At 74.5% G+C, this 22,272-nt stretch carries 21 protein-coding genes and 1 pseudogene; 11 read left to right on the forward strand and 11 right to left on the reverse strand.

Annotated features, from left to right (window positions below; all coding sequences use genetic code 11):
* Positions 1-2 precede the first annotated feature (2 nt).
* The 4 genes from ACFYWQ_RS26320 to ACFYWQ_RS26335 all read right to left on the reverse strand — a co-directional run bounded on the left by ACFYWQ_RS26320 (position 3) and on the right by ACFYWQ_RS26335 (position 3,388).
* On the reverse strand, positions 3-881 hold the full coding sequence (locus tag ACFYWQ_RS26320; protein ID WP_389519456.1) for a hypothetical protein: 879 nt from the start codon (positions 879-881) through the stop codon (positions 3-5).
* The gene (locus tag ACFYWQ_RS26325; protein WP_389519458.1) at positions 878-1,027 is read right to left on the reverse strand and encodes a hypothetical protein; all 150 of its coding nucleotides are present in this window, start codon (positions 1,025-1,027) and stop codon (positions 878-880) included. The genes ACFYWQ_RS26320 and ACFYWQ_RS26325 overlap by 4 nt, the downstream gene beginning before the upstream one ends.
* Positions 1,027-2,553, reverse strand: coding sequence for a hypothetical protein (locus ACFYWQ_RS26330; protein WP_389519460.1), 1,527 nt, complete (start codon positions 2,551-2,553; stop codon positions 1,027-1,029). Before ACFYWQ_RS26330 ends, ACFYWQ_RS26325 begins: the two co-directional genes overlap by 1 nt.
* Positions 2,554-2,680: 127 nt before the next feature.
* A complete protein-coding gene (locus ACFYWQ_RS26335) occupies positions 2,681-3,388 on the reverse strand; it encodes a GntR family transcriptional regulator (RefSeq protein ID WP_389519462.1) in 708 nt (235 codons plus the stop codon).
* 236 nt (positions 3,389-3,624) lie between these two features.
* On the opposite strand from ACFYWQ_RS26335, the gene ACFYWQ_RS26340 reads away from it, so the two are divergent.
* From ACFYWQ_RS26340 to ACFYWQ_RS26360, 5 genes are read left to right on the forward strand one after another with little or no spacing between them, the layout of a single operon-like run.
* Positions 3,625-4,941 carry an MFS transporter gene (locus tag ACFYWQ_RS26340; protein ID WP_389519464.1) on the forward strand — a complete coding sequence of 439 codons (1,317 nt, stop codon included), beginning with the start codon at positions 3,625-3,627 and terminating at the stop codon, positions 4,939-4,941.
* The gene (locus ACFYWQ_RS26345) at positions 4,938-5,768 is read left to right on the forward strand and encodes a putative hydro-lyase (protein WP_389519466.1); all 831 of its coding nucleotides are present in this window, start codon (positions 4,938-4,940) and stop codon (positions 5,766-5,768) included. The genes ACFYWQ_RS26340 and ACFYWQ_RS26345 overlap by 4 nt, the downstream gene beginning before the upstream one ends.
* Before the next feature lie 18 nt (positions 5,769-5,786).
* Entirely contained in the window at positions 5,787-6,545 is a 759-nt protein-coding gene (locus tag ACFYWQ_RS26350) for a LamB/YcsF family protein (protein WP_389519468.1), read from the forward strand.
* Complete coding sequence (locus ACFYWQ_RS26355) at positions 6,542-7,204, forward strand: allophanate hydrolase subunit 1 (protein ID WP_389519470.1); 663 nt, start codon at positions 6,542-6,544, stop codon at positions 7,202-7,204. Before ACFYWQ_RS26350 ends, ACFYWQ_RS26355 begins: the two co-directional genes overlap by 4 nt.
* Entirely contained in the window at positions 7,201-8,070 is an 870-nt protein-coding gene (locus tag ACFYWQ_RS26360; RefSeq protein ID WP_389519472.1) for a biotin-dependent carboxyltransferase family protein, read from the forward strand. Before ACFYWQ_RS26355 ends, ACFYWQ_RS26360 begins: the two co-directional genes overlap by 4 nt.
* A gap of 196 nt (positions 8,071-8,266) precedes the next feature.
* On the opposite strand, the gene ACFYWQ_RS26365 is transcribed toward ACFYWQ_RS26360, so the two are convergent.
* From ACFYWQ_RS26365 to ACFYWQ_RS26385, 5 genes and pseudogenes are all read right to left on the reverse strand, one after another.
* On the reverse strand, positions 8,267-9,145 hold the full coding sequence (locus ACFYWQ_RS26365) for an SGNH/GDSL hydrolase family protein (RefSeq protein WP_389519474.1): 879 nt from the start codon (positions 9,143-9,145) through the stop codon (positions 8,267-8,269).
* A gap of 380 nt (positions 9,146-9,525) precedes the next feature.
* Positions 9,526-10,671, reverse strand: a pseudogene (locus ACFYWQ_RS26370) (glycosyltransferase); the annotation flags it as partial.
* A complete protein-coding gene (locus ACFYWQ_RS26375; RefSeq protein ID WP_389519476.1) occupies positions 10,668-11,795 on the reverse strand; it encodes a glycosyltransferase family 4 protein in 1,128 nt (375 codons plus the stop codon). The pseudogene ACFYWQ_RS26370 and the gene ACFYWQ_RS26375, both read right to left, overlap by 4 nt.
* Before the next feature lie 168 nt (positions 11,796-11,963).
* Entirely contained in the window at positions 11,964-13,385 is a 1,422-nt protein-coding gene (locus ACFYWQ_RS26380) for a HEAT repeat domain-containing protein (protein WP_389519478.1), read from the reverse strand.
* A gap of 334 nt (positions 13,386-13,719) precedes the next feature.
* On the reverse strand, positions 13,720-14,112 hold the full coding sequence (locus ACFYWQ_RS26385; RefSeq protein WP_389519480.1) for an ankyrin repeat domain-containing protein: 393 nt from the start codon (positions 14,110-14,112) through the stop codon (positions 13,720-13,722).
* Between the two features lie 262 nt (positions 14,113-14,374).
* On the opposite strand from ACFYWQ_RS26385, the gene ACFYWQ_RS26390 reads away from it, so the two are divergent.
* Positions 14,375-14,569: a hypothetical protein gene (locus tag ACFYWQ_RS26390; protein ID WP_385067198.1), complete on the forward strand. Its 195-nt coding sequence runs from the start codon at positions 14,375-14,377 to the stop codon at positions 14,567-14,569.
* 92 nt (positions 14,570-14,661) lie between these two features.
* A complete protein-coding gene (locus tag ACFYWQ_RS26395; RefSeq protein ID WP_389519482.1) occupies positions 14,662-16,230 on the forward strand; it encodes a hypothetical protein in 1,569 nt (522 codons plus the stop codon).
* A 105-nt stretch (positions 16,231-16,335) separates the two neighbouring features.
* On the opposite strand, the gene ACFYWQ_RS26400 is transcribed toward ACFYWQ_RS26395, so the two are convergent.
* On the reverse strand, positions 16,336-17,853 hold the full coding sequence (locus ACFYWQ_RS26400; RefSeq protein WP_389519484.1) for a PLP-dependent aminotransferase family protein: 1,518 nt from the start codon (positions 17,851-17,853) through the stop codon (positions 16,336-16,338).
* A 98-nt stretch (positions 17,854-17,951) separates the two neighbouring features.
* Here ACFYWQ_RS26400 and ACFYWQ_RS26405 point away from each other — a divergent pair, with 98 nt between their 5' ends.
* The 4 genes from ACFYWQ_RS26405 (at position 17,952) to ACFYWQ_RS26420 (ending at position 21,439) form a co-directional block, all read left to right on the forward strand.
* On the forward strand, positions 17,952-18,614 hold the full coding sequence (locus ACFYWQ_RS26405; protein ID WP_389519486.1) for a YitT family protein: 663 nt from the start codon (positions 17,952-17,954) through the stop codon (positions 18,612-18,614).
* Entirely contained in the window at positions 18,611-19,378 is a 768-nt protein-coding gene (locus tag ACFYWQ_RS26410; protein ID WP_389519488.1) for a glycerophosphodiester phosphodiesterase, read from the forward strand. The genes ACFYWQ_RS26405 and ACFYWQ_RS26410 overlap by 4 nt, the downstream gene beginning before the upstream one ends.
* Positions 19,379-19,442: 64 nt before the next feature.
* Positions 19,443-20,786, forward strand: a complete 1,344-nt coding sequence (locus ACFYWQ_RS26415) for an MFS transporter (protein ID WP_389519490.1) — start codon at positions 19,443-19,445, stop codon at positions 20,784-20,786.
* A gap of 278 nt (positions 20,787-21,064) precedes the next feature.
* Positions 21,065-21,439, forward strand: a complete 375-nt coding sequence (locus ACFYWQ_RS26420; protein ID WP_010357981.1) for an RNA polymerase-binding protein RbpA — start codon at positions 21,065-21,067, stop codon at positions 21,437-21,439.
* A 219-nt stretch (positions 21,440-21,658) separates the two neighbouring features.
* Here the strand turns inward: ACFYWQ_RS26420 and fxsA are convergent, their stop codons facing one another.
* On the reverse strand, positions 21,659-22,228 hold the full coding sequence (fxsA, locus tag ACFYWQ_RS26425) for an FxsA family membrane protein (protein WP_389519492.1): 570 nt from the start codon (positions 22,226-22,228) through the stop codon (positions 21,659-21,661).
* Between the last annotated feature and the right edge of the window lie 44 nt (positions 22,229-22,272).

The raw sequence follows: 22,272 nt of genomic DNA on the forward strand, positions 1-22,272 counted from the left end.
GCTCAGGAGTGGAACGGCAGCCCGGCGTCGGCCACCAGGTCCAGGTCGTCGGTGTCCTCGGCAGGCAGCAGGGTGGGGCTGCCGTCGGTGACGGGGACGACGCCCAGCTCCAGCAGCTCGGCGAGGGCGGCGGCGCCGGCCATGTCGCGGACCTGGAGCTGGTAGCGGGCGGTGGTCCGGTAGGTGCCGCCGTGGTCGTCGCCGGTGCGCTGGAGGAAGCCGGAGTCGGTGAGGAACGCGACGGCCTTGCCGACGATGCCGGTCGTCGAACCGGCGAGTCTGCGCGCGTCCTTGGTGGCGCCGGTGGCGCTGCGCCGGGCCCAGATCCGCCAGGCGGCCTCCAGGCCGGGCGCGTCGCTGGCCGGGTCGGTGTTCTCGCCCTGTGCCTCGGCCCGTTCCTCCAGCCGGCGGCAGGCCTGTCGTACGAAGGCGTCGACGCCGTTGACGCTGACCCGGCCGATGTAGCCGTCGTCGGCCAGGTCCTCGGGGCGCGGGAACGCCATCGCGGCGACGGCGAGGTGCGCGAGTCCGTGCAGGAAGCGGTCTCCGCCGTCGGCGGAGGTGCGACGTGCGTAGTCGCCCATGCGTACGGCGAACACCGAGTCCTCGGCGGCGGTGACGGCCATGCCCGCGCGGGGGGACACCTCCAGCACGATCAGGCCGAGCCCGGCGGCGACGGCGTCGGCGAGGCGGGCGAACGCGGGGTCCTCGCGGTGGCGCCGCAGCAGTTCCGCGTACTCCTGGTCCCGCGCCGGCTGGAGCTTGGGCTGGAGTCCGAAGGCGACGAGCCGGGCCGCGTCGGCCGCGTCGGCGGGGGTGACGGCGGCGTGCGCCGACGGGGCGGGGGCCTCCGGTTCGCTCCGGTCGACGTGCTCGGTCACGGACACAACTCCTCGTTCTCGTCGGCGGGGGCGGGGACGGTCGCCTCGGTGGCTCGCGTCGACTCGGGGGTGGGGGGCCGGAGGACGTGCCGCTCGGTCGCGGGGGCGCGGTCCGCCGGGGCCGGACGGAGGCCGCGGTGGCGCATCACGCTGCCTCCGTCCGGTCCGCCGCCATCCCCGCGGCGTCCAGCAGCGCGGTCCCGACGATGAGGTCGGCTCCGCCGAACTCCGGGTCGTCCAGCTCCGTCCCGTCGTCCACGGCGAACAGCAGCTTCTCCTCGCCCTGCCGGTACGCGGTGCCCACCGGGGGGCTGGCCGCGTGGACCGCCAGCAGGGCGACCAGGTAGGGCAGTTCGGGGTCGGACCGGCGGGCTTGCGCCAGCAGCCCCGACAGCCTGCGGGGGGCGTCGGCGGGCAGGTCCAGCAGTATCTTCGCCGCGGCGAGCTGTTCCTCGCTGAAGCGGCTGTCGTCCGGTGTCGCGATCAGATCGGGCTCGGGCATCTCCGCCCCGAGGTGCTCCCGCTCCACCGGCGGGGTCAGCAGCAGGTCGACGAGGTCGCCGACCCGTACGGACACCGGCGTGCGCAGCCCGGTGCCGCGGGCGAAGAACGCGTCGGTGACCCGGGCCGCCTGCTCCAGCGGCAGCGGGAGCACGGGCGCGACGAGGTGGCCGTACAGGTCGATCCCCGAGGTCGTCAACGGGGTGGCGAAGGCCTGACGGTCCTGCTCGGCCCGGAAGAGGGGGCCGGCCTCCAGCAGCCGGGACTGCAACTGTGTGTGCCTGCGGATGCAGTCCTTGACGATGTCGACCAGCTCGGCGGCGCGCCGCTTGTGCTCGGGGTCCTCGGACTCGTCGCGGGCCTTGCGGATGTTGGTGAGGATGGCGTTCTCGTGGCGGTAGCGGTCGGCCACGTGGTCCAGCGCCTCGGCGATCATGTCGGGGACGGCGTTGAGCCAGTCCACCGCGCGGACGTTGCGCCGGGTCGCCTCCAGGGCGCGGCGCAGCGTCTCCGCGTACTGCACGGTGCGGTAGCGGGCCTGTTCGGCGGCGAGCTGGGCGTCGGCCAGGCGGCCCCGGCGGATGAGGACCTCCAGCTTGACCTCGGCGGCGATCTGCGCGCTGGTGACATCGGTGTCCAGGGCGCCGACGAGGACGTTGACGGCCTCGTCCGTGGTGCGGAGGTAGACGGCGCCGCCGTAGCCGGGGACCTCTTCGAGGAGCTTGAAGTCGTAGTCGCGGCGCACATAGGTGCCGTCCGGCCCGAACGTGCCGTACACGGCGCGGAAGCCCCGGTCGACGCTGCCGACGTTGACGAGGTTCTCCAGGACCCAGCGGGCCACGCGCTCGTGCTCCTCGGCGGGCCGCTGGGGGGCCTGCGCGGCGATGCGGGGGACGAGGCGGGCCACTATCTGGTCGTGGTCGGCGCCGGTGTCGAAGTCCATGTTGAGGGTGACCAGGTCGATGGCGGCGAGGGCGATCTCCGCCATGCCGTACACCGAGTACTCGCCGGCGAGGTTGGCCTTGCGTGCGTCGAGGTCGTGGATCGGGGCGGTGCAGGCGAGCGCGCGCAGCCGCCGCGCCAGCCCCTCGTCGGCGGCCGGGCCCGTGGCGGGGCGCGGCCCCGCGCTGAGCTGGGGCGGAACGCGTTCCGTCGATGCAGGCGAAGTCACGGTGCACAGACTAGGTCCTCGGTCTGACACCGTCCCAAACGGGCACCGATCGGCACCGCCCGGCGCCGCCCGGCGCCGCCCGGCGCCGGGTCGGCGCGACTGCCGGTGCGCGGGGGCAGGGCGTCGGTCAGTCGGTCTCCGCCGTGTCGTCGCCGACCCGTCGCCGGTACACCTCGACCACGCGTTCGAGGGAGTCCTCCAGGTACACCGAGAGCAGTGTCTCGGCCTCCGCGCGGTTCCCGGCCCGCAGCGCCTGGTGGATCTGCCGGTTGCGCGCGAGGTACGGCTCGTGCAGCCGACGCGGGTCGTCCACGACGTGGAAGGCGAGGCGCAGCTCGGCGAAGACGCTGCGCATCAGCTCGTCGGTGCGTTCGCTGCCCGCCAGGGCGACGAGTTCCCGGTGGAAGTGGATGTTGGCGGTACCCAGCGCTTTCCAGTCATCTTCGCGGACCGCCCGCTGCCCCTCCGCCACGGCGTCGGCGAGGCCGTCGAGCGCGTACGGCGGCTCGCCCAGCCCGCGCACGACGGCGCACTCGACGAGCGCGCGGGTGCGGTAGATGTCCTCGACGTCCTCGACGGTCAGGACCCTGACGAAGACGCCCCGGTTGAGTTCGTGGACGAGCAGGCGCTCATGCGTGAGCAGCCGGAACGCCTCGCGCAGTGTGTTGCGGGAGACGCCGAGGGCTCCGCCGATGCTGTCCTCCGACAGCCGTGTCCCCGGCGGGAAGTAGCCCTCGGCGATGCGGCTCCTGAGGATGTCCGAGACGCGCTCGGCCGTGCTGGTGCGGCCCAGGAGGGCGCGGTCGTCGGCCAGTCCCGTCAGCTGCTCTGCCATGCCCGGAATTCAATCGCAGACGAAGGGACGAAACAACAGGGGTATTGAAGGATCGTTCAACGATCCTCTACCGTGCTGCGCACAGCACGCTTCACCTCCGCACGATCGCCGCACGGCCCGGCACCACCACCGCGCGGCACTGCTCAGCACCACCACCGCACGGCACTGCCGGCACCACCACCGCACGGCACAGCTCAGTCCCAGCACCCTCCGTCATCCCTCAGTGAGGTGCCTCCATGAGCACGACCCCTCCGCCATCGCGGGCCCCGTCCACCGCCACCGCCACCACCACCCGCTCCCCGGCCGCCGGCCCCGCCGACGAGAACGGCGCACTGGACTGGCTGCGCGCCCTCGGCCCGCGCGGCCGCCGCGCCTTCGCGGGCGCGTTCGGCGGCTACGCGCTCGACTCCTACGACTACTTCACGCTGCCGCTGAGCATGGTCGCGCTGGCGGCGTACTTCGGCCTGGACAGCGGCCAGAGCGGCCTGTTCACCACGGTCACGCTGGCCGCCTCCGCGATCGGCGGCGCCCTCGCCGGCGTGCTGGCCGACCGGATCGGCCGGGTCAGGGCCCTGATGATCACGGTGATCACCTACGCCGTCTTCACGGTCGCCTGCGGCTTCGCGCCGACCTACGGGACGCTGCTGGTCTTCCGCGCCCTGCAGGGCCTCGGCTTCGGCGGCGAGTGGGCCGTCGGCGCGATCCTGGTCGCCGAGTACGCGAGCGCCCGGCACCGGGGGCGCACCCTGGGCGCGGTCCAGAGCTCGTGGGCCGTCGGCTGGGGGCTCGCGGCGGTCGTGTACACGCTGGTCTTCTCGGTGTTCCGCGACGACGTGGCCTGGCGCGTGATGTTCTGGACCGGTGCCCTGCCCGCCCTGCTCGTGGTGTGGATGCGGCGCCGGGTGCAGGACGCGCCGGCGGCCGTCGCGGCGCGCGAGCACAGCGGCGAGAAGGGCTCCTTCCCGGCGATCTTCCGCGGCTCCCTGCTGCGCACGACGGTCTTCGCGGGCCTGCTCTCCACCGGCGTCCAGGGCGGCTACTACACCCTGGCCACCTGGGTGCCGACGTACCTCAAGACCGAGCGCGGCCTGTCGGTGGTCAACACCGGCGGCTACCTGACGTTCCTCATCTCGGGCGCCTTCCTGGGCTACCTGACGGGCGGCCACCTCACGGACAGGCTGGGCCGGCGCCGCAACATCTGGCTCTTCGCCCTGCTGTCGGCGGTCTGCATCCTGGCGTACGCGAACATCCCGGGCGGCGCCGACACCCTGCTCCTCGTCCTCGGCTTCCCGCTCGGGTTCTGCATGTCGGCGATCTTCAGCGGCTTCGGGTCCTTCCTGAGCGAGCTGTACCCGACGGCGGTGCGCGGCACGGGACAGGGATTCACGTACAACACCGGGCGCGCCGTCGGCGCCGTCTTCCCCACCACGGTCGGTTTCCTGGCCGACAGCTGGGGCGTGGGCGGTGCGCTGGTCTTCGGCGCGGTCGGCTACGGCCTCGCGGCCCTGGCGCTGCTGGGGCTGCCGGAGACGCGCGGGAAGGAGCTGGAGTGAACCGTCCGGCCCGCACGGAGGACAGCCCCGTGGCCGTCGTCGACGAGCACGCGCGCGCGTGGAGCCCGGCCGTCGCCCGGTCCCGCTTCCGGGACGGGCTGACGGGGCCCACGGCCGGGATCGCGGCGGGCCACACCCAGGCCAACCTGATCTCGGTGCCCGCGGACTGGGCGTACGACATGCTCCTGTTCTGCCAGCGCAACCCCAAGCCCTGCCCGGTCCTCGACGTCACCGACGCCGGCTCCTGGACGACCGTGCTGGCCGGGGGCGCCGACCTGCGCACCGACCTGCCGCGCTACCGCGTGTGGCGGGACGGCGAGCTGGTGGACGAGCCGACGGACGTGCGCGCGTACTGGCGCGAGGACCTGGTGACGTTCCTGCTCGGGTGCAGCTTCACCTTCGAGTGGGCGCTGGCCGGGGCGGGCGTCCCGATCCGCCACGTCGAGCAGGGGCGCAACGTGCCCATGTACGTGACGAGCCGCCAGTGCCGTCCGGCGGGGCGGCTGCACGGGCCGATGGTGGTGTCCATGCGCCCGGTGCCGCCCGAGCACCTGGCGGCGGCGATCCGGGAGAGCAGTCTGCTCCCGGCGGTGCACGGCGGCCCCGTGCACTGCGGCGACCCGTCGGGGCTGGGCATCGAGGACCTCGGCCGTCCGGACTTCGGCGACCCGGTGGACGCCGGCCCGGACGACATCCCGGTGTTCTGGGCCTGCGGTGTGACCCCGCAGGCGGCGGTGACGGCCTCACGGCCGCCGTTCGCCCTCACCCACGCGCCGGGGCAGATGTTCATCACCGACGCCCGCGACGAGCAGTACCGCGTGGCCTGATCAGGAGAGACTGGAACCATGACCGCGATCGATCTGAACGCCGACCTCGGCGAGGGCTTCGGCCGCTGGCGGCTGACCGACGACGAGCAGCTCCTGTCCGTCGTCACCAGCGCCAACGTGGCCTGCGGCTTCCACGCCGGGGACGCGGCCACCATGCGGCGGGTGTGCGAGCTGGCGGCCGAGCGGGGCGTGACGATCGGCGCCCAGGTCTCCTACCGGGACCTGGCCGGGTTCGGGCGGCGCGCCATGGACGTGCCGTCCGCCGAACTGGCCGCCGAGGTGGCGTACCAGATCGGTGCCCTCCAGGTCTTCGCGCGGGCGGCGGGGGCGCGCGTGGCGTACGTCAAGCCGCACGGCGCGCTCTACAACCGGATCGTGCGCGACGAGGAGCAGGCCGGCGCCGTGGTCGACGGCGTGCTCCTCGCCGACGCCACGCTGCCGGTGCTCGGGCTGCCCGGCTCGCGCGTGCTGGCGCTGGCCGCCGAGGCGGGTCTGCCGGCCGTCACGGAGGCGTTCGCGGACCGCGCGTACACCGACGAGGGCACGCTCGTCCCGCGCGCGCAGGACGGGGCCGTGATCACCGATCCGGACGCCGTCGTCGAACGGTCGGTGGGTCTGGCCCGCTCGGGGCTGGTCACCTCCCGCTCGGGAGCGCGTGTCGCGGTACGCGCGCGTTCGCTGTGCCTGCACGGCGACACCCCCGGCGCGGTGGAGCTGGCCCGCCGGGTCCGCCGGTGTCTGGAGCAGTCGGGCGTCCGGGTGGAGGCCTTCGCATGAGGGCACTGCCCGTCGGCGAGGACGCCCTGCTCGTCGAGGTGGACTCGGACGTGGAGGCCCAGGCCCTCCACGCGGAGCTGCTGCGGCGCCGCGCGGAGGGCTCGCTGACCGTCCGCGAGATCGTCCCCGCCGCCCGTACGGTCCTCCTCGACGGCCTGGACGATCCGGTCCGCCGGGCCGGCGAGCTCGCTTCCGCCGCCGTCCCGCCCGCTCCCCCGCCGGCCGGCGAGGTGGTCGAGCTGCCGGTGCGCTACGACGGCCCCGACCTCGCGGACGTCGCCGCGCACTGGGGCGTGCCGGAGCGGGAGGTGGCCCGCATCCACGCGGGTACGGAGTTCCGGGTCGCGTTCTGCGGTTTCGCGCCCGGGTTCGGCTACCTCACGGGCCTGCCGGGGCGCTACGACGTCCCGCGGCGGGCCACCCCGCGCACGGCCGTCCCGCGCGGATCCGTCGCGCTGGCGGGCCCGTACACCGGTGTCTACCCGCGCTCGTCACCCGGCGGCTGGCAGCTGATCGGCACGACGGACGCGGTGCTGTGGGACCACACGCGCGTACCGGCCGCGCTGCTGACGCCGGGCACGCGCGTGCGCTTCGTACCGGTCTCGGGGGAGGGCGGGAGCGCCCGGGAGGGCTCGGCCTCCGGGAGGGGCGCGTCATGAGCGACCGTGCGCTCTCCGTCGTCCGTGCGGGTGCCCTGACCACCGTGCAGGACCGGGGCCGGCCCGGCCATGCCCACCTCGGCGTGCCCCGCTCCGGCGCCCTGGACGGGCCCGCCGCGGCGCTCGTCAACCGGCTGGTCGGCAACCCGCCCGAGGCCGCCGTCCTGGAGACGACGGTCAACGGCTGTACCCTGCGCCCCCGGTCGGCGGTCACCGTGGCCGTCGGCGGCGCGCCGTGCGCGGTCACCGTCGACGGCCGGCCGGCCGCCTGGGGCGCGCCCGTACGGCTGCCCGGCGGCGCGCTGCTGGACGTCGGGCCGGCGGTCCGGGGGCTGCGCAGCTATGTGGCCGTGTCCGGCGGCGTCGCCGTCGAGCCCGTCCTCGGCAGCCGGTCCACGGACCTGCTGTCCGGTCTCGGTCCGCCGCCCCTCACGGACGGCACGGTCCTGCCCCTGGGGCGGGTTCACGCCCCGCCCGCGCGCGTGGACACCGCCCCGCAGCCGGCGCCCCCGGCGGAACTCGTGCTGCGGGTGACGCTGGGCCCGCGGGACGACTGGTTCACGCCGGAGGCGGTCCGCGTGTTCACCACGCGTGCGTACCGGGTGTCGGCCGCGAGCAACCGCATCGGTCTGCGCACGGAAGGCCCCGCCCTGGAACGGGTCCGTCCGGGCGAGCTCCCCAGCGAGGGCATGGTGCTGGGCGCGGTCCAGGTCCCCCCGGACGGCAGGCCGGTCGTCTTCCTCGCCGACCACCCGACCACCGGCGGCTACCCGGTGATCGGGGTCGTGCGTCCGGCCGACCTCGCGTCCGCCGCGCAAGCGGTCCCGGGGACGCCGGTCCGCTTCACCGCCGTACGGCGCCGCTGACAACCGCGGCACACCGCCGCTGAGGCCACCGCTTCTCGCCGCCGCTGAGGCCACCGCCTCTCGCCGCCGCTGAGGCCGACGTACGACACCACTGGCGGCCGACGTACGACACCACTGGCGGCCGTCGCACGGCACCATTGGCGGCCGTCGGCGGCCCGTCCCCGGCTGGCCCGCCTCCGACGGCTCCGCCATCCGGTCAGGCGGAGGCGGGGGCCCGGGCGGTGTCCGGCTGTCGTTCCACGACGGACAGCGCGGCCAGCGCCGCCGACACCGCGGCGGCGGCCCGCAGGTCGAGCCGGGCGCTCGTCCCGCGCGCGCGGTGCCGTATCTCGTCCGCCGCCAGTGCCAGCAGCTGGGGCAGCAGGTCGGTGCAGCGCCGGGCCACCCAGCCGGTGCCGGCGGTCGCCAGCCACCGCAGTCCGGCCGACCGTGTGGGCGGCGGGAACTCCGGCTCGGGCGAGGGCGCGGTCCCGCTCGCGAGGCCGGCCCCGGCCAGCAGCGCATGGAACCGCACCGCCAGTTGCCGGTGGCCGCGCTCGCCGGGGTGCAGCCGGTCCGCGCTCCACATCGCGCGGTCCGTCAGCCACGCGCCCTCGGAGGCGTGCAGATGGACGGCCCCGTAGCGGTCGGAGAGCGCGTGGACGACGGCGTTGACCGCGCGCTGCCGTCGGGCGAGCGGGCGGGCGAGGGCCCCCGGAAGCCCCAGCATGGCGCCCGGGTCGGGCAGGCACGCGGTGAGCAGGACCGCGCCCTGCTCGGTGAAGGAGCGGTACACCGTGTCGAGGCGGGCGGCGACGGCGTGGATGTCGAAGGTGCAGCGCAGGGTGTCGTTGACGCCGATCAGGACCGAGGCCATGTCGGGCCGGAGCGCGAGCCCGGACGGGAGCTGCCGTTCCAGGACGTCCCGCGTCTGGGCTCCGCTGACGGCGAGGTTGGTGAACGTGACGGGTTCCCCGGCCCGGTCGGCCAGTCCGCCGGCGAGCAGCGCGGCCCAGCCGCGCCACCGCCCGCCCACGGGGTCGCCGACGCCCTCGGTGAGCGAGTCCCCGAGAGCCACGAAGCGGACGGCTCTCATCCCAGCCCCCCTGACACGGACCGGGCCGCGACCGGCGTGTCACGCCCGCCGGACCGGGCGGCCGCCGCCCCCTCACCCGCCGGGGAAAACGTCGACACCGCCCCCTCGGCCACCGGGGAAAACGTCGGCACCACCCCCTCATCCGCCGGAGAAAGCACCGGCACCGTCCCCTCCACCACCGGAGAAAGCACCGGCACCGCCCCCTCCACCACCGGAGAAAGCACCGGCACCGCCCCCTCCACCACCGGAGAAAGCACCGGCACCGCCCCCACCGGGAGCCGGCCCGGAACCACCACCCCGCCACTCCCGTCGGAACGGGACGGCGACTCCCCCGCACCCCCACCGGAGCGGATGCCCCGCGTCTCCCCGTCCAGGACCGCGCCCGGGAGCACGGTCGCGTCGTGCGCCGCGAGGAACGCGCGTACCGCGGTCCCCCACCCGAAGCACTCCGCACGCGCGCGTGCGGCCTCCCCGCGCTCCGCCACGGGCTTCGCCAGGAGCGTCTCCACCGCGTCCGCGAACGCCTCCCCGTCGTCCGCCGCGACGGCGCCCGCGGCGCCGATCACCTCGGGCAGCGCGGACGAGGCGCTCACGACCACGGGTGTCCCGCAGGCCATGGCCTCCAGCGCGGCGAGCCCGAAGGTCTCCGCGGGCCCCGGTGCCAGGCACACGTCCGCGGACGCCTGGAGGGCACCCAGCGCGCCCCGGTCGGAGACGTGCCCGAGGAAGACGACGGGCAGTCCGCGTTCCCGCGCCCGGCTCTCGAGCCGGCCCCGCAGCGGCCCGTCCCCGGCGACGACCAGCACCGCGCGCCGGCCGCGCCGTACCAGGGCCTCCAAGGCGTCCAGCGCGGTACCGGGCCGCTTCTCGACGGACAGCCGGGTGCACGTGACCAGGAACGCCTCGTCCGCGCGCGCGTAGCGCCCCCGCAGCCGGAGATCGCGCAGCGCGGGGTGCCGTTCGACCAGGTCGACGCCGAGCGGTGCGCGCACCACGTTGCGGGCGCCGATCCGCACGAACTCCCGCTCGGCGAACTCCGTGGTGCACACCACGCGCGCGTAGGTGTGCGCGGTGCGGAGGTTGAGCGCGTCGGCGGCCCGGCGCGCCGTCTCCTGCGGCACGCCCCAGGTGCGCAGCACGCCGTCCGCGGTCTCGTGGGAGACCATCACGGCGGGCACGCGCGCGCGGCGCGCCCACTTGCCGGTCCAGCGCAGCGTCGTGCGGTCGGAGACCTCCAGGCGGTCGGGCGCGAGGTCCTCCAGCAGCCGGGCGACGCACCGCTTGCCGGTGAGGACCCGGTAGCCGCCGGTGCCGGGCAGCAGCGGTCCGGGGAGGGTGATCACCCGGCCCTGCTCGGTCTCCCGGTCGTCCTCCCGTTCGCCCGGCACGATCAGGACCGGTTCGTGTCCGGCGGCGCGGTAGCCCCTGCCGAGTTCGCGCAGCGCCGTGCGCAGCCCGCCCGACGCGGGCGCGACGAAGTTGGCGAGCCGGACGATCCGCAGCGGCCCGTGCGTTCCTCCGCTCATGCCGCCACCACCGGCCGGCGCGCGGCGAGCACGTCCGTGTAGTGGCCGATCAGCTGGTCGCCGACGGCGGCCCAGGTGCGGCCCTCCACCGTGGCCCGGCCGGCCGCCCCGTAGGCGGCCCGCCGCGCGGGGTCGGCGGCGAGGGCGCGCACCGCGTCGCGCACGGCGGCGGCGTCGCGCGGCGGGACGAGCAGGCCGGTGCGCCCGTGGTCGACCAGGTCCAGCGGTCCGCCCGCGGCGGGGGCGACCACCGGCACGCCGCTGGCCATGGCCTCCTGGACGGTCTGGCAGAACGTCTCGAAGGGACCGGTGTGGGCGAAGACGTCCAGCGAGGCGAAGACGCGGGCGAGGTCGTCGCCGGTGCGCCGCCCCAGGAAGACCGCGCCGGGCAGGGCCTCGGCGAGCCCGGGCCCGCTGGGGCCGTCACCCACGACCACGACCCGTACGCCGTCCAGGCCGCACACCCCGGACAGCAGTTCGACCTGCTTCTCGGGTGCGAGCCGCCCGACGTAGCCGACGATCACCTCGCCGTTCGGGGCGAGTTCCCGGCGCAGCGCCTCGTCACGGTGCGCGGGGCGGAAGCGGGCCGTGTCCACGCCCCGCGCCCACAGTCTGACCCGGGGCACGCCGTGCGTCTCCAGGTCGCGCAGGGCCGCGCTGGAGGGGGCGAGCGTGAGGTCGGCGGCGGCGTGGACGGACCGGATGCGCCGCCAGGCCGCGGCCTCCCCGGCGCCCATGTAGGTGCGGGCGTATCCGGCCAGGTCGGTCTGGTAGACGGCGACGGCCGGGATGCCGAGCCGGGAGGCGGCCGCCATGCCGCGGACGCCGAGGACGAAGGGGCTGGCCAGGTGGACCAGGTCGGCGCGGTGGTCGGCGATGGCGGCGGCGACGCGTCGGCTGGGGAGGGCGACGCGGACCTGGGGGTAGCCCGGGAGCGGGAGGGAGGGCACACGGACGACGGGGCACGGCGCCTGGGCGTCGGTCCCGCTGCCGGCCGCGGTGGCCGGCGCGACGACGAGCGGGAGGTGACCGCGGTCTGCGAGGTGCCGGGCGGTCTGGAGCGCGCAGTGGGCCACGCCGTTCACATCGGGGGGAAAGGATTCGGTCACGATGACGACACGCATACCGGTGTTGTCGCCGCGCTGGACGTGGCCGCGTCAAAGTGGATCTGTCCGAACGACAAACGTCCCGTGAGCGTTGCGCTGCGCGCCCTCGCAGGTCGGGAGGTGTCCATGCCCGCCCGTCCGGGAGGTCACCCCGTGTTCACCCGGCGGGCATGGCTCGGCCCGGGTTCACATGGCAGACGTCGCGTCCGGTCCGATCCGGCTGCGGACGGCCGTCTGGACCTCCGCCTCCTCGGCCGGGTCGGAGGCGAGCCGGCGCAGCCGTTCGACGACCCGGGCGTCACCGGTCTCGGCGTGCCGGGCGGCGATCTCGCGGGTGGTCTCCTCGCAGTCCCACAGGCACTCGACGGCGAAGCCGGTGGCGAAGGAGGGGTCGGTGGCGGCGAGGGCGCGGGCGCAGCGCCCGCGGAGATGGGAGGACGCCGTCTCGCGGTAGATATGGCGCAGGACGGGGGCCGCGCAGACGATGCCGAGGCGTCCGGCGCCGTCGACGAGGGTCCACAGGGTGGGCGCGTCGCAGCCCTCGCCGCGGACGGCCTCGCGCAGGGCGGCGAGGACGAGGTCGCTGTCGCGGGTGCCGCCCCGGCAGGCCAGCACGCGGCCCGCGGCGGCGCCCAGGGCGTCGGGCCGGTGCGCCCAGCCCCGTGCCCGGTCGACGGCGGCGGCACCGCGCATGCGTTCGAAGGCGTCGACGGCTGCCTCCACGACGACCGCCGAGCCGGTGGCCACGGCAGCCTCGACCAGGCCCAGCGCGTCGGGATCCTCGCTGTCGGCGAGGTAGCGCAGGGCGGTGCACCGGGCCCCCTCGGAGCCGTCCCGGGCCGCCCGCACGATCTCGGGCCGGTCGTCGGGCCCGGCCACGGCGGTGAGGCAGCGGGCGGCGGGCACATGGAGCGCGGCGCCGCGTTCGACGCCCTGCTGGGCCCATTCGAAGACGGCCTGCACGCTCCAGCCGGGGCGGGGGCCAGGGGGGCTCATCTGCCGCTGCCAGCGGTCGAAGCAGCCGGCTTCCTGGGCGGCACGCACGCGCGTGGAGACGTACTCACGGGGATCCTCGGCCCACAGCCGCCAGGGCCGGGGCTCGAAGGCGTCCCGGACGGCGGTGGCCAGCTCGGCCTCGCCCTCGGCATCGGTGCCGAACCGGGCGAGCACGGGCGCGGCCAGGGCGCGCAGGCCGGCGTCGTCGTCGCGCAGAGCGAGCTCGTCCAGGGCCCAGGCCCAGTTGGACCCCGAGGCCGCGTACCTGCGGAGCAGTCCGAGGGCGTCCCGCCTGCCGTAGGAGGCGAGGTGGCCCAGGACGGCCAGGGCGAGGCCGGTGCGGGACTCGTCGGTGTCGAAGGCGTCCTCGACGTCGAAGAGGTGCGCCTCGATCTCGCCCAGGTCGCCGCCGAGGTCGAGGTAGAGGCGGGCGTAGTACAGGGAGCGGTTCTCCACCTGCCAGTCGTGGCGGGGGTCGCGCAGCACACAGTGGTTCAGTGCCGCGAGCGCCTCGGGGCGGGGAGCGGTGAGCGCGTGCAGTGTGCCGTCGCCGCGGCCCCGCTGGAGCAGGCCGAGCAGCGTACCGCTGGGCGCTATGACCGGATCGAACATGGGAAACAGCCTCACATCAAGCGTCGACGCAACCGGGGACGTGCATTACCTGGCCGCGTGACAACACGTCGGGGCGCCCGCCGTTTCCTGCTTGCTGTAAGCCATCTTCCTCTGCCTCTCGTCGGTGGCCCATGCGGGCCGCATCACGGCCCGCGCGGTGCGGCAACACCTGCCCGGCCATCGCGTCCGTGAATCACGTCGTCATGATGACCCGGCAGCTCAACCTGCCGCGACCGAAATTTCCGGCGGCCTTGTACCGCCTCCCCCGTGGTCGTCGTTTTACCTGCTCAAAACCTTTGTCCTGGCTGTTCAGGGCTGCTCGGGAGCGCCGGCGTCACTGGGCGCCGAACAGTTCGAGCAGCTCCGTGCGCGCGAACATCCGGGCCGTGTCGACGGCCGAGGGGGTGCCGGCCGCCGGGTCGGCGCCGGCCTCCAGGAGGGCCTTGACGACCTCCGTCTCACCCTTGAAGGCAGCCCCGGCGAGCGGCGTCTGGCCTCGGTCGTTGATGCGGTCGGCGTCGGCGCCGCGGGCCAGCAGCGCCCGCACCGCGCCGGCGTGGCCGTGGTAGGCGGCGAGCATCACGAGGGTGTCGCCGCGGTCGTTGGTGAGGTTGGCCGGAACGCCCGCGTCGACGTACGCCACGAGTGCCTCGGTCTGTCCCCGGCGAGCCAGATCGAAGATCTTGGTCGCCAGCTCCACGACCTCGGGGTCGGGGGCTTCGCTCATCGGCCGGACCGCCTCTCGTTGCAGCCGTTCAGGTGAATCGCCAGGGTACTGGCTCGGCGGGCACATGACGGGACCCGTCGAAGGCAAAGATCACCACCGGACCCGTTCGACGCAACCCGCCTGCTCAGAGGGCCCTTCGAGGGTTCCGCCATCAGGGGGAAAACAGCCGGTTTTCACCCATTTGCACCTTTAATCGTATGGATACATCCTGTGATCCTGGAAGTACTCATGGTGACTGTCCCCGCGAACCAGGAGAACTCACATGATCCTGTCCATCTCAGGCGTGGTCCTGCTCGGCATCATCGTCTTCCTCTTCTCCCGCAAGGACGGGCTCAAGGCGTCGCACGCCCTGGTCTGCGCCCTGTTCGGCTTCTACCTGGCCAGTACGGCCATCGCGCCGAGCATCAAGGCGGGCGGCGAGAGCCTGGCGAGCCTGCTCGGCGGCATCAAGTTCTGACGCCGCCCGTCCGGCCGTCCTCCCCCAGGACTCCGACAAGCTCCGTCCCGGGGGGCACCCCCACCATCCGTACGCACCACCAGGAGACCGCAGTGGCCCGGCGCCCCCTCCCCCGCATCCTGAGCACTGGCAGCGCGCAGATCGCCCGGAGCCGGGAGCTGGCCCGGACGGCGGCCGACAGCGCCACCGACGTCCTCCATCCGCTGATCACGGTCTCCCGCGGTCTGCGCCGGCTGGCCTCTGCCGGGCGGCGCAGGTGGGCCGAGACCCCGAGGGACAAGCGCGGGCCGCTGCTGTGCCTGGCGGCCTCGGTGATCCTGGTCGTGGCCCTGGTGCCGTACGGCCCGCTGCTCGCCGTCGTCACGCTGATGGCGGCGGCGGCCTGGCAGGGCCGGGACCGCACCCCACCGGCTCCCGAAGGCCCTGACGAGTCGCAGACCCAGCGACTCCAGGCGCTGTACGAGGCTCTGGTCCCGTACTTCTCGACGGAGGAGGACCCTTCTCCCCTCTACGTCCACGGCGGCGAGTGGGAGAAGGCCTTCCCGTCGTACGAGTTCGACGGCTCGGGCCGTGTCAGCCACCTCGAGGTCGCCTACCCGGCGTACTTCCCGGACGGCGAGGCCGAGGAGCGCGCCCGGATCGAGCACCTGCTGGCGGCCAAGTCCGGCCGGGGCCGCGAGTACCACTTCCACTGGGACGAGGAGGGCAACGCGCTCACCGTGACGGTCCTCCACCCGCTCCCCACCGACATCGCCGCCCAGCGCTTCGTGACGGCGCCGGGCGAGACCGTCCTGGGCTTCACCGACCCCTCCCAGGTCCCGCGCACGCTCCCCCTCGGCTTCGGCGGGGAACTCCGTGACGTCCCGCCGGTCGTCTGGCGCACCGGCCTCCGCTCCACCGAGCCGCACCTGCTGGTGACCGGCCAGCCCGGCAGCGGCACCTCCACCCTGCTCCGCTCCATCGCCCTCCAGGCCCTCCGGTACGGCGACGTCCTCGTCGTCGACGGCGGCGGGACCGGTGAGTACGCCTGTCTGACCGGCCGGGACGGCGTCCTGGGCGTCGAGGTCGGGCTGGCCGGGGTGCTGGCCGGCCTCGAGTGGGCGGCGCAGGAGACCGAACGCCGGCTCGTCGCCGCGAACAGCGCCCGCCAGGAGGGAAACCCGCCACCGGACGACACCAAGCGCCCCCTGTGGCTCCTCCTCGACCGTCCCACGGCGTTCACGCACCTCGCCGAGGCGGAGGGCCGCAAGGATCCACGGGCCTTCCTGGAGGTCCCTCTCCGGCACGGCCGCGCGGCCCATGTCACGGTGGTCGTGGCCGAACAACTGGACGGCCTGGAGGCCCTCGGCGACGCCGTACGGCAGCACACGCGCGCGCGGGTCGTCCTCGGGCCGGCGTCGGCCGCCCTCGTGGAGTCGGTCCTGGGCGCCCGCCCGCACACCACCCCCGTCGACCACGTCCCGCCGGGCCGCGGCTACGCCCGGCTGGGCACCGGACCGGTGCACCGCCTCCAGGTGCCGGCGACGCCGGACCCGTACGACGACGCGACCAGCGACGCGCACCGCCAGGCGGTGCTGGACCTGCTGCCGCCCCGTTCGACCCCGGCGGACGGCGAGACCCTGCCGGTCCCGGCCGAGGCCATGGCCGCCGAGGGCTCGTAAGGAAGGGAAACACCCGGCAGCGGCCGAAGCCCCGGAGCCGGGGCAGTCGACCGACGCGGCTCCACAGCTGGAACACAGGCCGACGCCCGGTCGGTCAGTCGCCGGCTACGCGACGAACGTGCGCGGGCCCTCCGTCCCCAGGGTCCCCCCGCTCTCCACGATCCGTGCCGCCGCGGCCAGCCGTGCCGCCGCCTCCTCAGCGACCGCGCCCCCCACGGTGAACGGCAGCCGCACGTACCCCTCGAAGGCGCCGTCGACGCCGAAGCGCGGTCCGGAGGGCACCCGTACCCCCACGCGCTCCCCCGCCTCGGCGAGCCGGGACCCCGACAGGCCCCCGGCGCGCACCCACAGCGTCAGCCCTCCCCTGGGCACCGCGAACTCCCAGTCGGGCAGTTCCCGGCGCACCGCGGCGATCAGCGCGTCCCGGTTGCCGCGGGCCTGGCGGCGCCGCAGCTCCACGGCCTGCTCCCAGCCGCCCGTGCTGAAGAGCCAGTTCACCGCCAGCTGTTCCAGCACCGGCGTGCCCAGGTCGGCGTAGGCGCGTGCCGCGACCAGGCTGCGGATGACGTCCGGAGCCGCCCGGACCCATCCGATGCGCATCCCGGCCCAGAAGGCCTTGCTCGCCGACCCGACGGTGATCACCGTCGAGCCGGCCGGGTCGAAGCCGCACACCGGCCGCGGCATCCCCGCGCCCTCGGCGTCCTCGGCGTCCGCGTCGAGCCACAGCTCGCTCATCGTCTCGTCGGCGACGAGCACGGTCCCCGCCGACCGGGCCGCCTCGACCAGCCGGCGGCGCTGCTCCTCGTCGGCGAGCGCGCCGGTCGGGTTGTGGAAGTCGGCGACGACGTAGGCCATCCGCGGCGCGGCCTCGCGCAGCACCTGGCGCCAGCGGTCCAGGTCCCACCCGGCGAGCCCCTCGGCCATGGCGACGGGCACCAGCCGGGCGCCCGCCTCCCGCATGAGCTGGAGGATGTTGGCGTAGGACGGCGACTCGACGGCGATGCGCTCACCGCGCCCGGCGAACAGATGGCAGATGGCGTCGATCGCGCCCATCGCCCCGGTCGTCACCATGATCTGCTCGGGCATCGTGGGGATCCCGCGCGCGGTGTAGCGCTCGGCGATCATCGCCCGCAGGGCGGGCAGGCCCGCCGGGTAGTCGCCGTGCGTGTGCGCGTACGGCGGCAGCTCCTCCAGCGCGCCCTGTACGGCGCGGGTGAGCCAGGGCTCGGGCGCCGGCAGGGCCGCGCAGCCCAGGTCGATCATCGAGCCGAGGGCCTCGGGCGGCAGGGGTTCGAGGCCGCGCGCGGGCAGCGGGTTCCCGGCCGGGACGGCCGTCCAGCTGCCGGCTCCGCGCCGGGACTCCAGGAAGCCCTCCGCGCGCAGCGCCTCGTAGGCGGCGGCGACGGTCGTACGGCTCACCGACAGCGCCAGCGCCAGTTCCCGCTCGGCGGGCAGCCGGGCGGCGACGGGGACGCGCCCCTCCAGCACCAGCAGGCGGATGCCGTCGGCGAGCGCGCGGTAGGCGGGCGGGCGGCGCGTACCGGGGCCCGCCGGACGGTCCTGCTGGGACATGAGCAGCCGCGCGAGCTGCGCGGCCCCCACCGCCGAGGTCCACTGCGCCATGGTGATCAGTCCACCTTCCCCGAATTGGCCATGGATGACTCTTCCTTCCACGCCACAGAGTGTCATGAGTCAGTCCACCACCACCACAGGGGGACCCGTTGTCCGTGCCACCGTCGCAGGGCGGCCTCATCCGCCGACTGCTCCAGCTGTACGTCGGTCTGGCGCTCTACGGCGCCAGTTCCGCCCTCCTCGTCCGGGCCGGCCTGGGCCTGGAACCCTGGAACGTGCTGCACCAGGGGCTGGCCGAGCTGACCGGTCTGTCGATCGGGGCCGTGTCGATCGTGGTGGGCGCCGTGGTGCTGCTGCTGTGGATCCCGCTGCGCCAGCGCCCGGGCCTCGGCACCGTCTCCAACGTCTTCGTGGTGGGCCTCGCCATGGACGGCACGCTCGCGCTCGTCCCCGAGGCGCACGGCCTGAGCGCCGGCGCGGCGCTCCTGGCGGCCGGCATCGTCCTCAACGGCGTGGCCACCGGCCTCTACATCGCGGCCCGCTTCGGGCCGGGGCCGCGGGACGGGCTGATGACCGGTCTGCACCGTCGCACCGGCCGTTCGATCCGTCTGATGCGCACGGCCGTCGAAGCGGCGGTCGTGGTGACCGGCGTCGCCCTCGGCGGCACCGTCGGCGTCGGCACGCTGCTGTACGCGGTGTCGATCGGCCCGCTCGCCCAGCTCTTCCTGCGGGTGTTCGCCGTTCCCCCGGCATCCGCCGGCAGCGCGGTCGTTGCCACCGGGTCATCCCGCAGGGCGATACTTCGTCCGTGAGCACCCTCGTACGCCATCCCTACCTCGACCATCCCGGGCCGATCCCGTTCGCGCACCGCGGCGGGGCCGCGGACGGTCTGGAGAACACCGCGGCGCAGTTCCGGCAGGCGGTCGCGACGGGCTACCGCTACATCGAGACCGATGTGCACGCCACGCGCGACGGCCGGCTCGTCGCCTTCCACGACGCGACGCTGGACCGGGTGACCGACGGCGCGGGCCGGATCGCCGATCTGCCCTGGGCGGACGTCCGGCACGCGCGCGTGGGCGGCAGGGAACCGGTCCCGCTCTTCGAGGAGCTCCTGGAGACCTTCCCCGAGGTCCGCTGGAACGTGGACGTCAAGGCCGAGTCGGCCCTCCATCCCCTGCTCAACCTGATCGGGCGGGCGGGCGCGTGGGACCGGGTGTGCGTCGGCTCCTTCTCCGAGGCCCGGGTGCTGCGCGCCCAGCGGCTGGCCGGTCCACGCCTCGCGACGTCGTACGGCACCCGGGGCGTGCTCAACCTGCGGCTGCGGTCCTGGGGGGTGCCCGCCGCGCTGCGCCGGTCGGCGGTGGCCGCGCAGGTGCCCGAGACGCAGTCGGGCATCCAGGTCGTCGACCGCCGCTTCGTGCGCGCCGCCCACGCGCGCGGGCTCCAGGTGCACGTGTGGACGATCAACGAAGCCGATCGGATGCACCGGCTCCTTGACCTGGGAGTCGATGGCATCATGACCGATCACATCGACACACTGCGCAAGGTCATGGAGGACCGGGGCGTCTGGGTCTGACCCCGGCCGTACCGCGGTCCGCGTCCCTCGCGCGGCCACTCTCAGCGGGGAAGCGAGGGCACCGGTGGACACCGACACCGTGCGGACGGCGGCCGACGACGCCGCGGGGCGGCGGCGCGAACAGCGCGGCTGGTACTTCTACGACTGGGCCTGCTCCGTCTACTCGACGAGTGTGCTCACCGTGTTCCTCGGACCGTATCTGACCGGGGTCGCGGAGGAGGCGGCGGACGCCGGCGGGTACGTGCACCCGCTGGGCATACCGGTCCGCGCGGGCTCGTTCTTCGCGTACTCGGTGTCCCTGTCGGTGATCGTGGCCGTGCTGGTGATGCCGCTGGTGGGCGCGGCGGCCGACCGCACGGGCCGCAAGAAGCCCCTGCTGGGGGCCGCCGCGTACGTGGGCGCCGCGGCCACGACGGGCATGTTCTTCCTCTCCGGCGACCGCTATCTGCTGGGCGGCGCGCTACTGGTCGTCGCGAACGCGGCCCAGTCCGTGGCGATGATGCTCTACAACTCCTATCTGCCCCAGATCGCCCCGCCCGAGGAACGCGACGCGGTCTCCTCGCGCGGCTGGGCGTTCGGGTACGCGGCGGGCTCACTGGTCCTGGTGGTGAACCTGGGGCTGTACCTCGGCCACGACGCCCTGGGCATCTCCGAGTCGGCGGCCGTCCGCGTCTGCCTGGCCTCGGCCGGCCTGTGGTGGGGCGGCTTCGCCCTCGTCCCGCTGCGCAGACTGCGCGACCGGCCGGCGGCCGCCCGCGAGGCGACCGCCCCCGGCCTGCGGCAGCTCGCGGCGACCGTCCGCGACATGCGCCGCCACCCCCTCACCCTCGCGTTCCTCCTCGCCTACCTCGTCTACAACGACGGCATCCAGACGGTGATCTCCCAGGCCTCGATCTACGGCTCCGAGGAGCTCGGCCTCGGCCAGTCCACCCTCATCGGCGCCGTCCTGCTGGTGCAGGTGCTGGCCGTCGTGGGCGCCCTGGCGATGGGCCGCCTGGCCCGCCGGTACGGCGCGAAGCGCACGATCCTCGGCTCGCTGGTGGCGTGGACGCTCACGCTGGGCGCCGGATACTTCCTGCCGGCCGGCGTGCCGGTGGGCTTCTTCCTGCTGGCGGCGGCGATCGGCCTGGTGCTGGGCGGCAGCCAGGCGCTGTCCCGCTCCCTGTTCTCCCATCTCGTACCGCCCGGCAAGGAGGCCGAGTACTTCTCCGCGTACGAGGTGAGCGACCGCGGGATGAGCTGGCTGGGGCCGCTGCTGTTCGGGCTCACCTACCAGCTGACCGGGAGCTACCGTGACGCGATCATCTCGTTGGTGATCTTCTTCGTCCTCGGGTTCGCGCTGCTCGCGCGGGTCCCGGTGCGACGGGCGATCGGGGACGCGGGGAACCCTGTACCGGAAAGGATTTAGCACTCCGGGCGAAAGGGCGGTAGTGTACGCGTTTGGCCTGCCAGGCGTACCGTTACTGCGCGTCAAAGATGCCGAAACGCTGGGTGACATCTCCTTTCAGATGTGACAAACCGGGCGCCGGTGGGTACTGCACTGGTTGACAAGGCTGCGGCTACGACGGCGACGCATGACCCGGGACGGGACTCGGAACGGGAATCTTTACCGCCGACCGGACGTTGACCGGATGACGACGACAGCGACACCTGTCCTGTGGGCGACAAGCCCGGGAGGCACGATTCATGAGTGAGCGAGCTCTTCGCGGCACGCGCCTCGTGGTGACCAGCTACGAGACGGACCGCGGCATCGACCTGGCCCCGCGCCAGGCCGTGGAGTACGCATGCGAGAAGGGGCATCGCTTCGAGATGCCCTTCTCGGTCGAGGCGGAGATCCCGCCGGAGTGGGAGTGCAAGGTCTGCGGGGCCCAGGCACTCCTCGTGGACGGCGACGGCCCTGAGGAGAAGAAGGCCAAGCCCGCGCGTACGCACTGGGACATGCTGATGGAGCGGCGGACCCGCGAGGAACTCGAAGAGGTCCTCGAGGAGCGGCTGGCCGTTCTGCGGTCGGGGGCGATGAACCTCGCGGTCCATCCCCGCGACAGCCGTAAGTCGGCGTAGTCCCGCGGGGCTGGGACCAGACCACCAGCGCACGTGACATGACCGCGGGCGCCGTACGTGAGAGACGTACGGCGCCCGCGGTCGTGGTGTGTCCGGGCGTATGCGCTCAGTCGTGCAACGCGTACGGCTCCGGACGGGCCGGCGCCCCGTGCGGGGCCGGCCCGTCCGGAGCCGTACGCGCCACCTGGCGGCGATCACATGTCGGCGATCGCCCGGCGGTCAGCGTGTCAGCGGCGGACGCGGACCCGCGCCCGCGTCGCCTGCGTCGCTCCCGCGCTCGTCGTCCCTGATCACCTCGCCCTGGACCACCTTCCCGTCGGGCCGACGCATCCGGGCCTGCTGGAAGACATCGCCCAGGGAGCCGGGGCCGGCCTCCCGGAGCTTGCGGTCCACCACGCGCTCCGCCGAGCGCCCGACGGCCTTCTGGACCGGCGGGAGCAGCAGGAGCAGGCCGAGGGCGTCGGAGATCAGACCCGGGAGTATCAGCAGCAGACCGCCGAGCATCATCAGGCCGTTGCCACCGCCCCGGGACGGGGGCGTGCCGCGCTGGAGCGCCTCGTTGAGGTTCTGGAAGGCGCGGCGGCCGGCCCGCTTGATGACCACCGAGCCGAGGACGAGCCCGGCGACCAGCAGCAGGAAGACCGTGACTCCGCCGGCCGCGCCCGCGACCACGGTGAGCAGCCAGATCTCCAGCACCAGCCACGCGGCCACGCCCAGCGGCAGTGCCGTCCGCAGGCGGGAGCGTCGGGGCCGGGCCGGGTGGAAGGGGGTCGAAGCGCCAGTCGTCATGCACCCAGTGTGCCTGGGCCCGGCTCAGCGGAGCATAAGAGGAC

Source organism: Streptomyces sp. NPDC003247, from assembly GCF_042888135.1.
Taxonomy (GTDB): domain Bacteria; phylum Actinomycetota; class Actinomycetes; order Streptomycetales; family Streptomycetaceae; genus Streptomyces.

What these genes read in the sequence shown, in the direction of transcription:
- ACFYWQ_RS26325 (WP_389519458.1), bottom strand. Translation starts at nt 1,027, where the DNA reads ATGCGCCACCGCGGCCTCCGTCCGGCCCCGGCGGACCGCGCCCCCGCG.
- ACFYWQ_RS26335 (WP_389519462.1), bottom strand. Translation starts at nt 3,388, where the DNA reads ATGGCAGAGCAGCTGACGGGACTGGCCGACGACCGCGCCCTCCTGGGC.
- ACFYWQ_RS26340 (WP_389519464.1), top strand. Translation starts at nt 3,625, where the DNA reads ATGAGCACGACCCCTCCGCCATCGCGGGCCCCGTCCACCGCCACCGCC.
- ACFYWQ_RS26350 (WP_389519468.1), top strand. Translation starts at nt 5,787, where the DNA reads ATGACCGCGATCGATCTGAACGCCGACCTCGGCGAGGGCTTCGGCCGC.
- ACFYWQ_RS26355 (WP_389519470.1), top strand. Translation starts at nt 6,542, where the DNA reads ATGAGGGCACTGCCCGTCGGCGAGGACGCCCTGCTCGTCGAGGTGGAC.
- ACFYWQ_RS26360 (WP_389519472.1), top strand. Translation starts at nt 7,201, where the DNA reads ATGAGCGACCGTGCGCTCTCCGTCGTCCGTGCGGGTGCCCTGACCACC.
- ACFYWQ_RS26365 (WP_389519474.1), bottom strand. Translation starts at nt 9,145, where the DNA reads ATGAGAGCCGTCCGCTTCGTGGCTCTCGGGGACTCGCTCACCGAGGGC.
- ACFYWQ_RS26375 (WP_389519476.1), bottom strand. Translation starts at nt 11,795, where the DNA reads ATGCGTGTCGTCATCGTGACCGAATCCTTTCCCCCCGATGTGAACGGC.
- ACFYWQ_RS26380 (WP_389519478.1), bottom strand. Translation starts at nt 13,385, where the DNA reads ATGTTCGATCCGGTCATAGCGCCCAGCGGTACGCTGCTCGGCCTGCTC.
- ACFYWQ_RS26385 (WP_389519480.1), bottom strand. Translation starts at nt 14,112, where the DNA reads ATGAGCGAAGCCCCCGACCCCGAGGTCGTGGAGCTGGCGACCAAGATC.
- ACFYWQ_RS26390 (WP_385067198.1), top strand. Translation starts at nt 14,375, where the DNA reads ATGATCCTGTCCATCTCAGGCGTGGTCCTGCTCGGCATCATCGTCTTC.
- ACFYWQ_RS26400 (WP_389519484.1), bottom strand. Translation starts at nt 17,853, where the DNA reads ATGGCGCAGTGGACCTCGGCGGTGGGGGCCGCGCAGCTCGCGCGGCTG.
- ACFYWQ_RS26420 (WP_010357981.1), top strand. Translation starts at nt 21,065, where the DNA reads ATGAGTGAGCGAGCTCTTCGCGGCACGCGCCTCGTGGTGACCAGCTAC.
- fxsA (WP_389519492.1), bottom strand. Translation starts at nt 22,228, where the DNA reads ATGACGACTGGCGCTTCGACCCCCTTCCACCCGGCCCGGCCCCGACGC.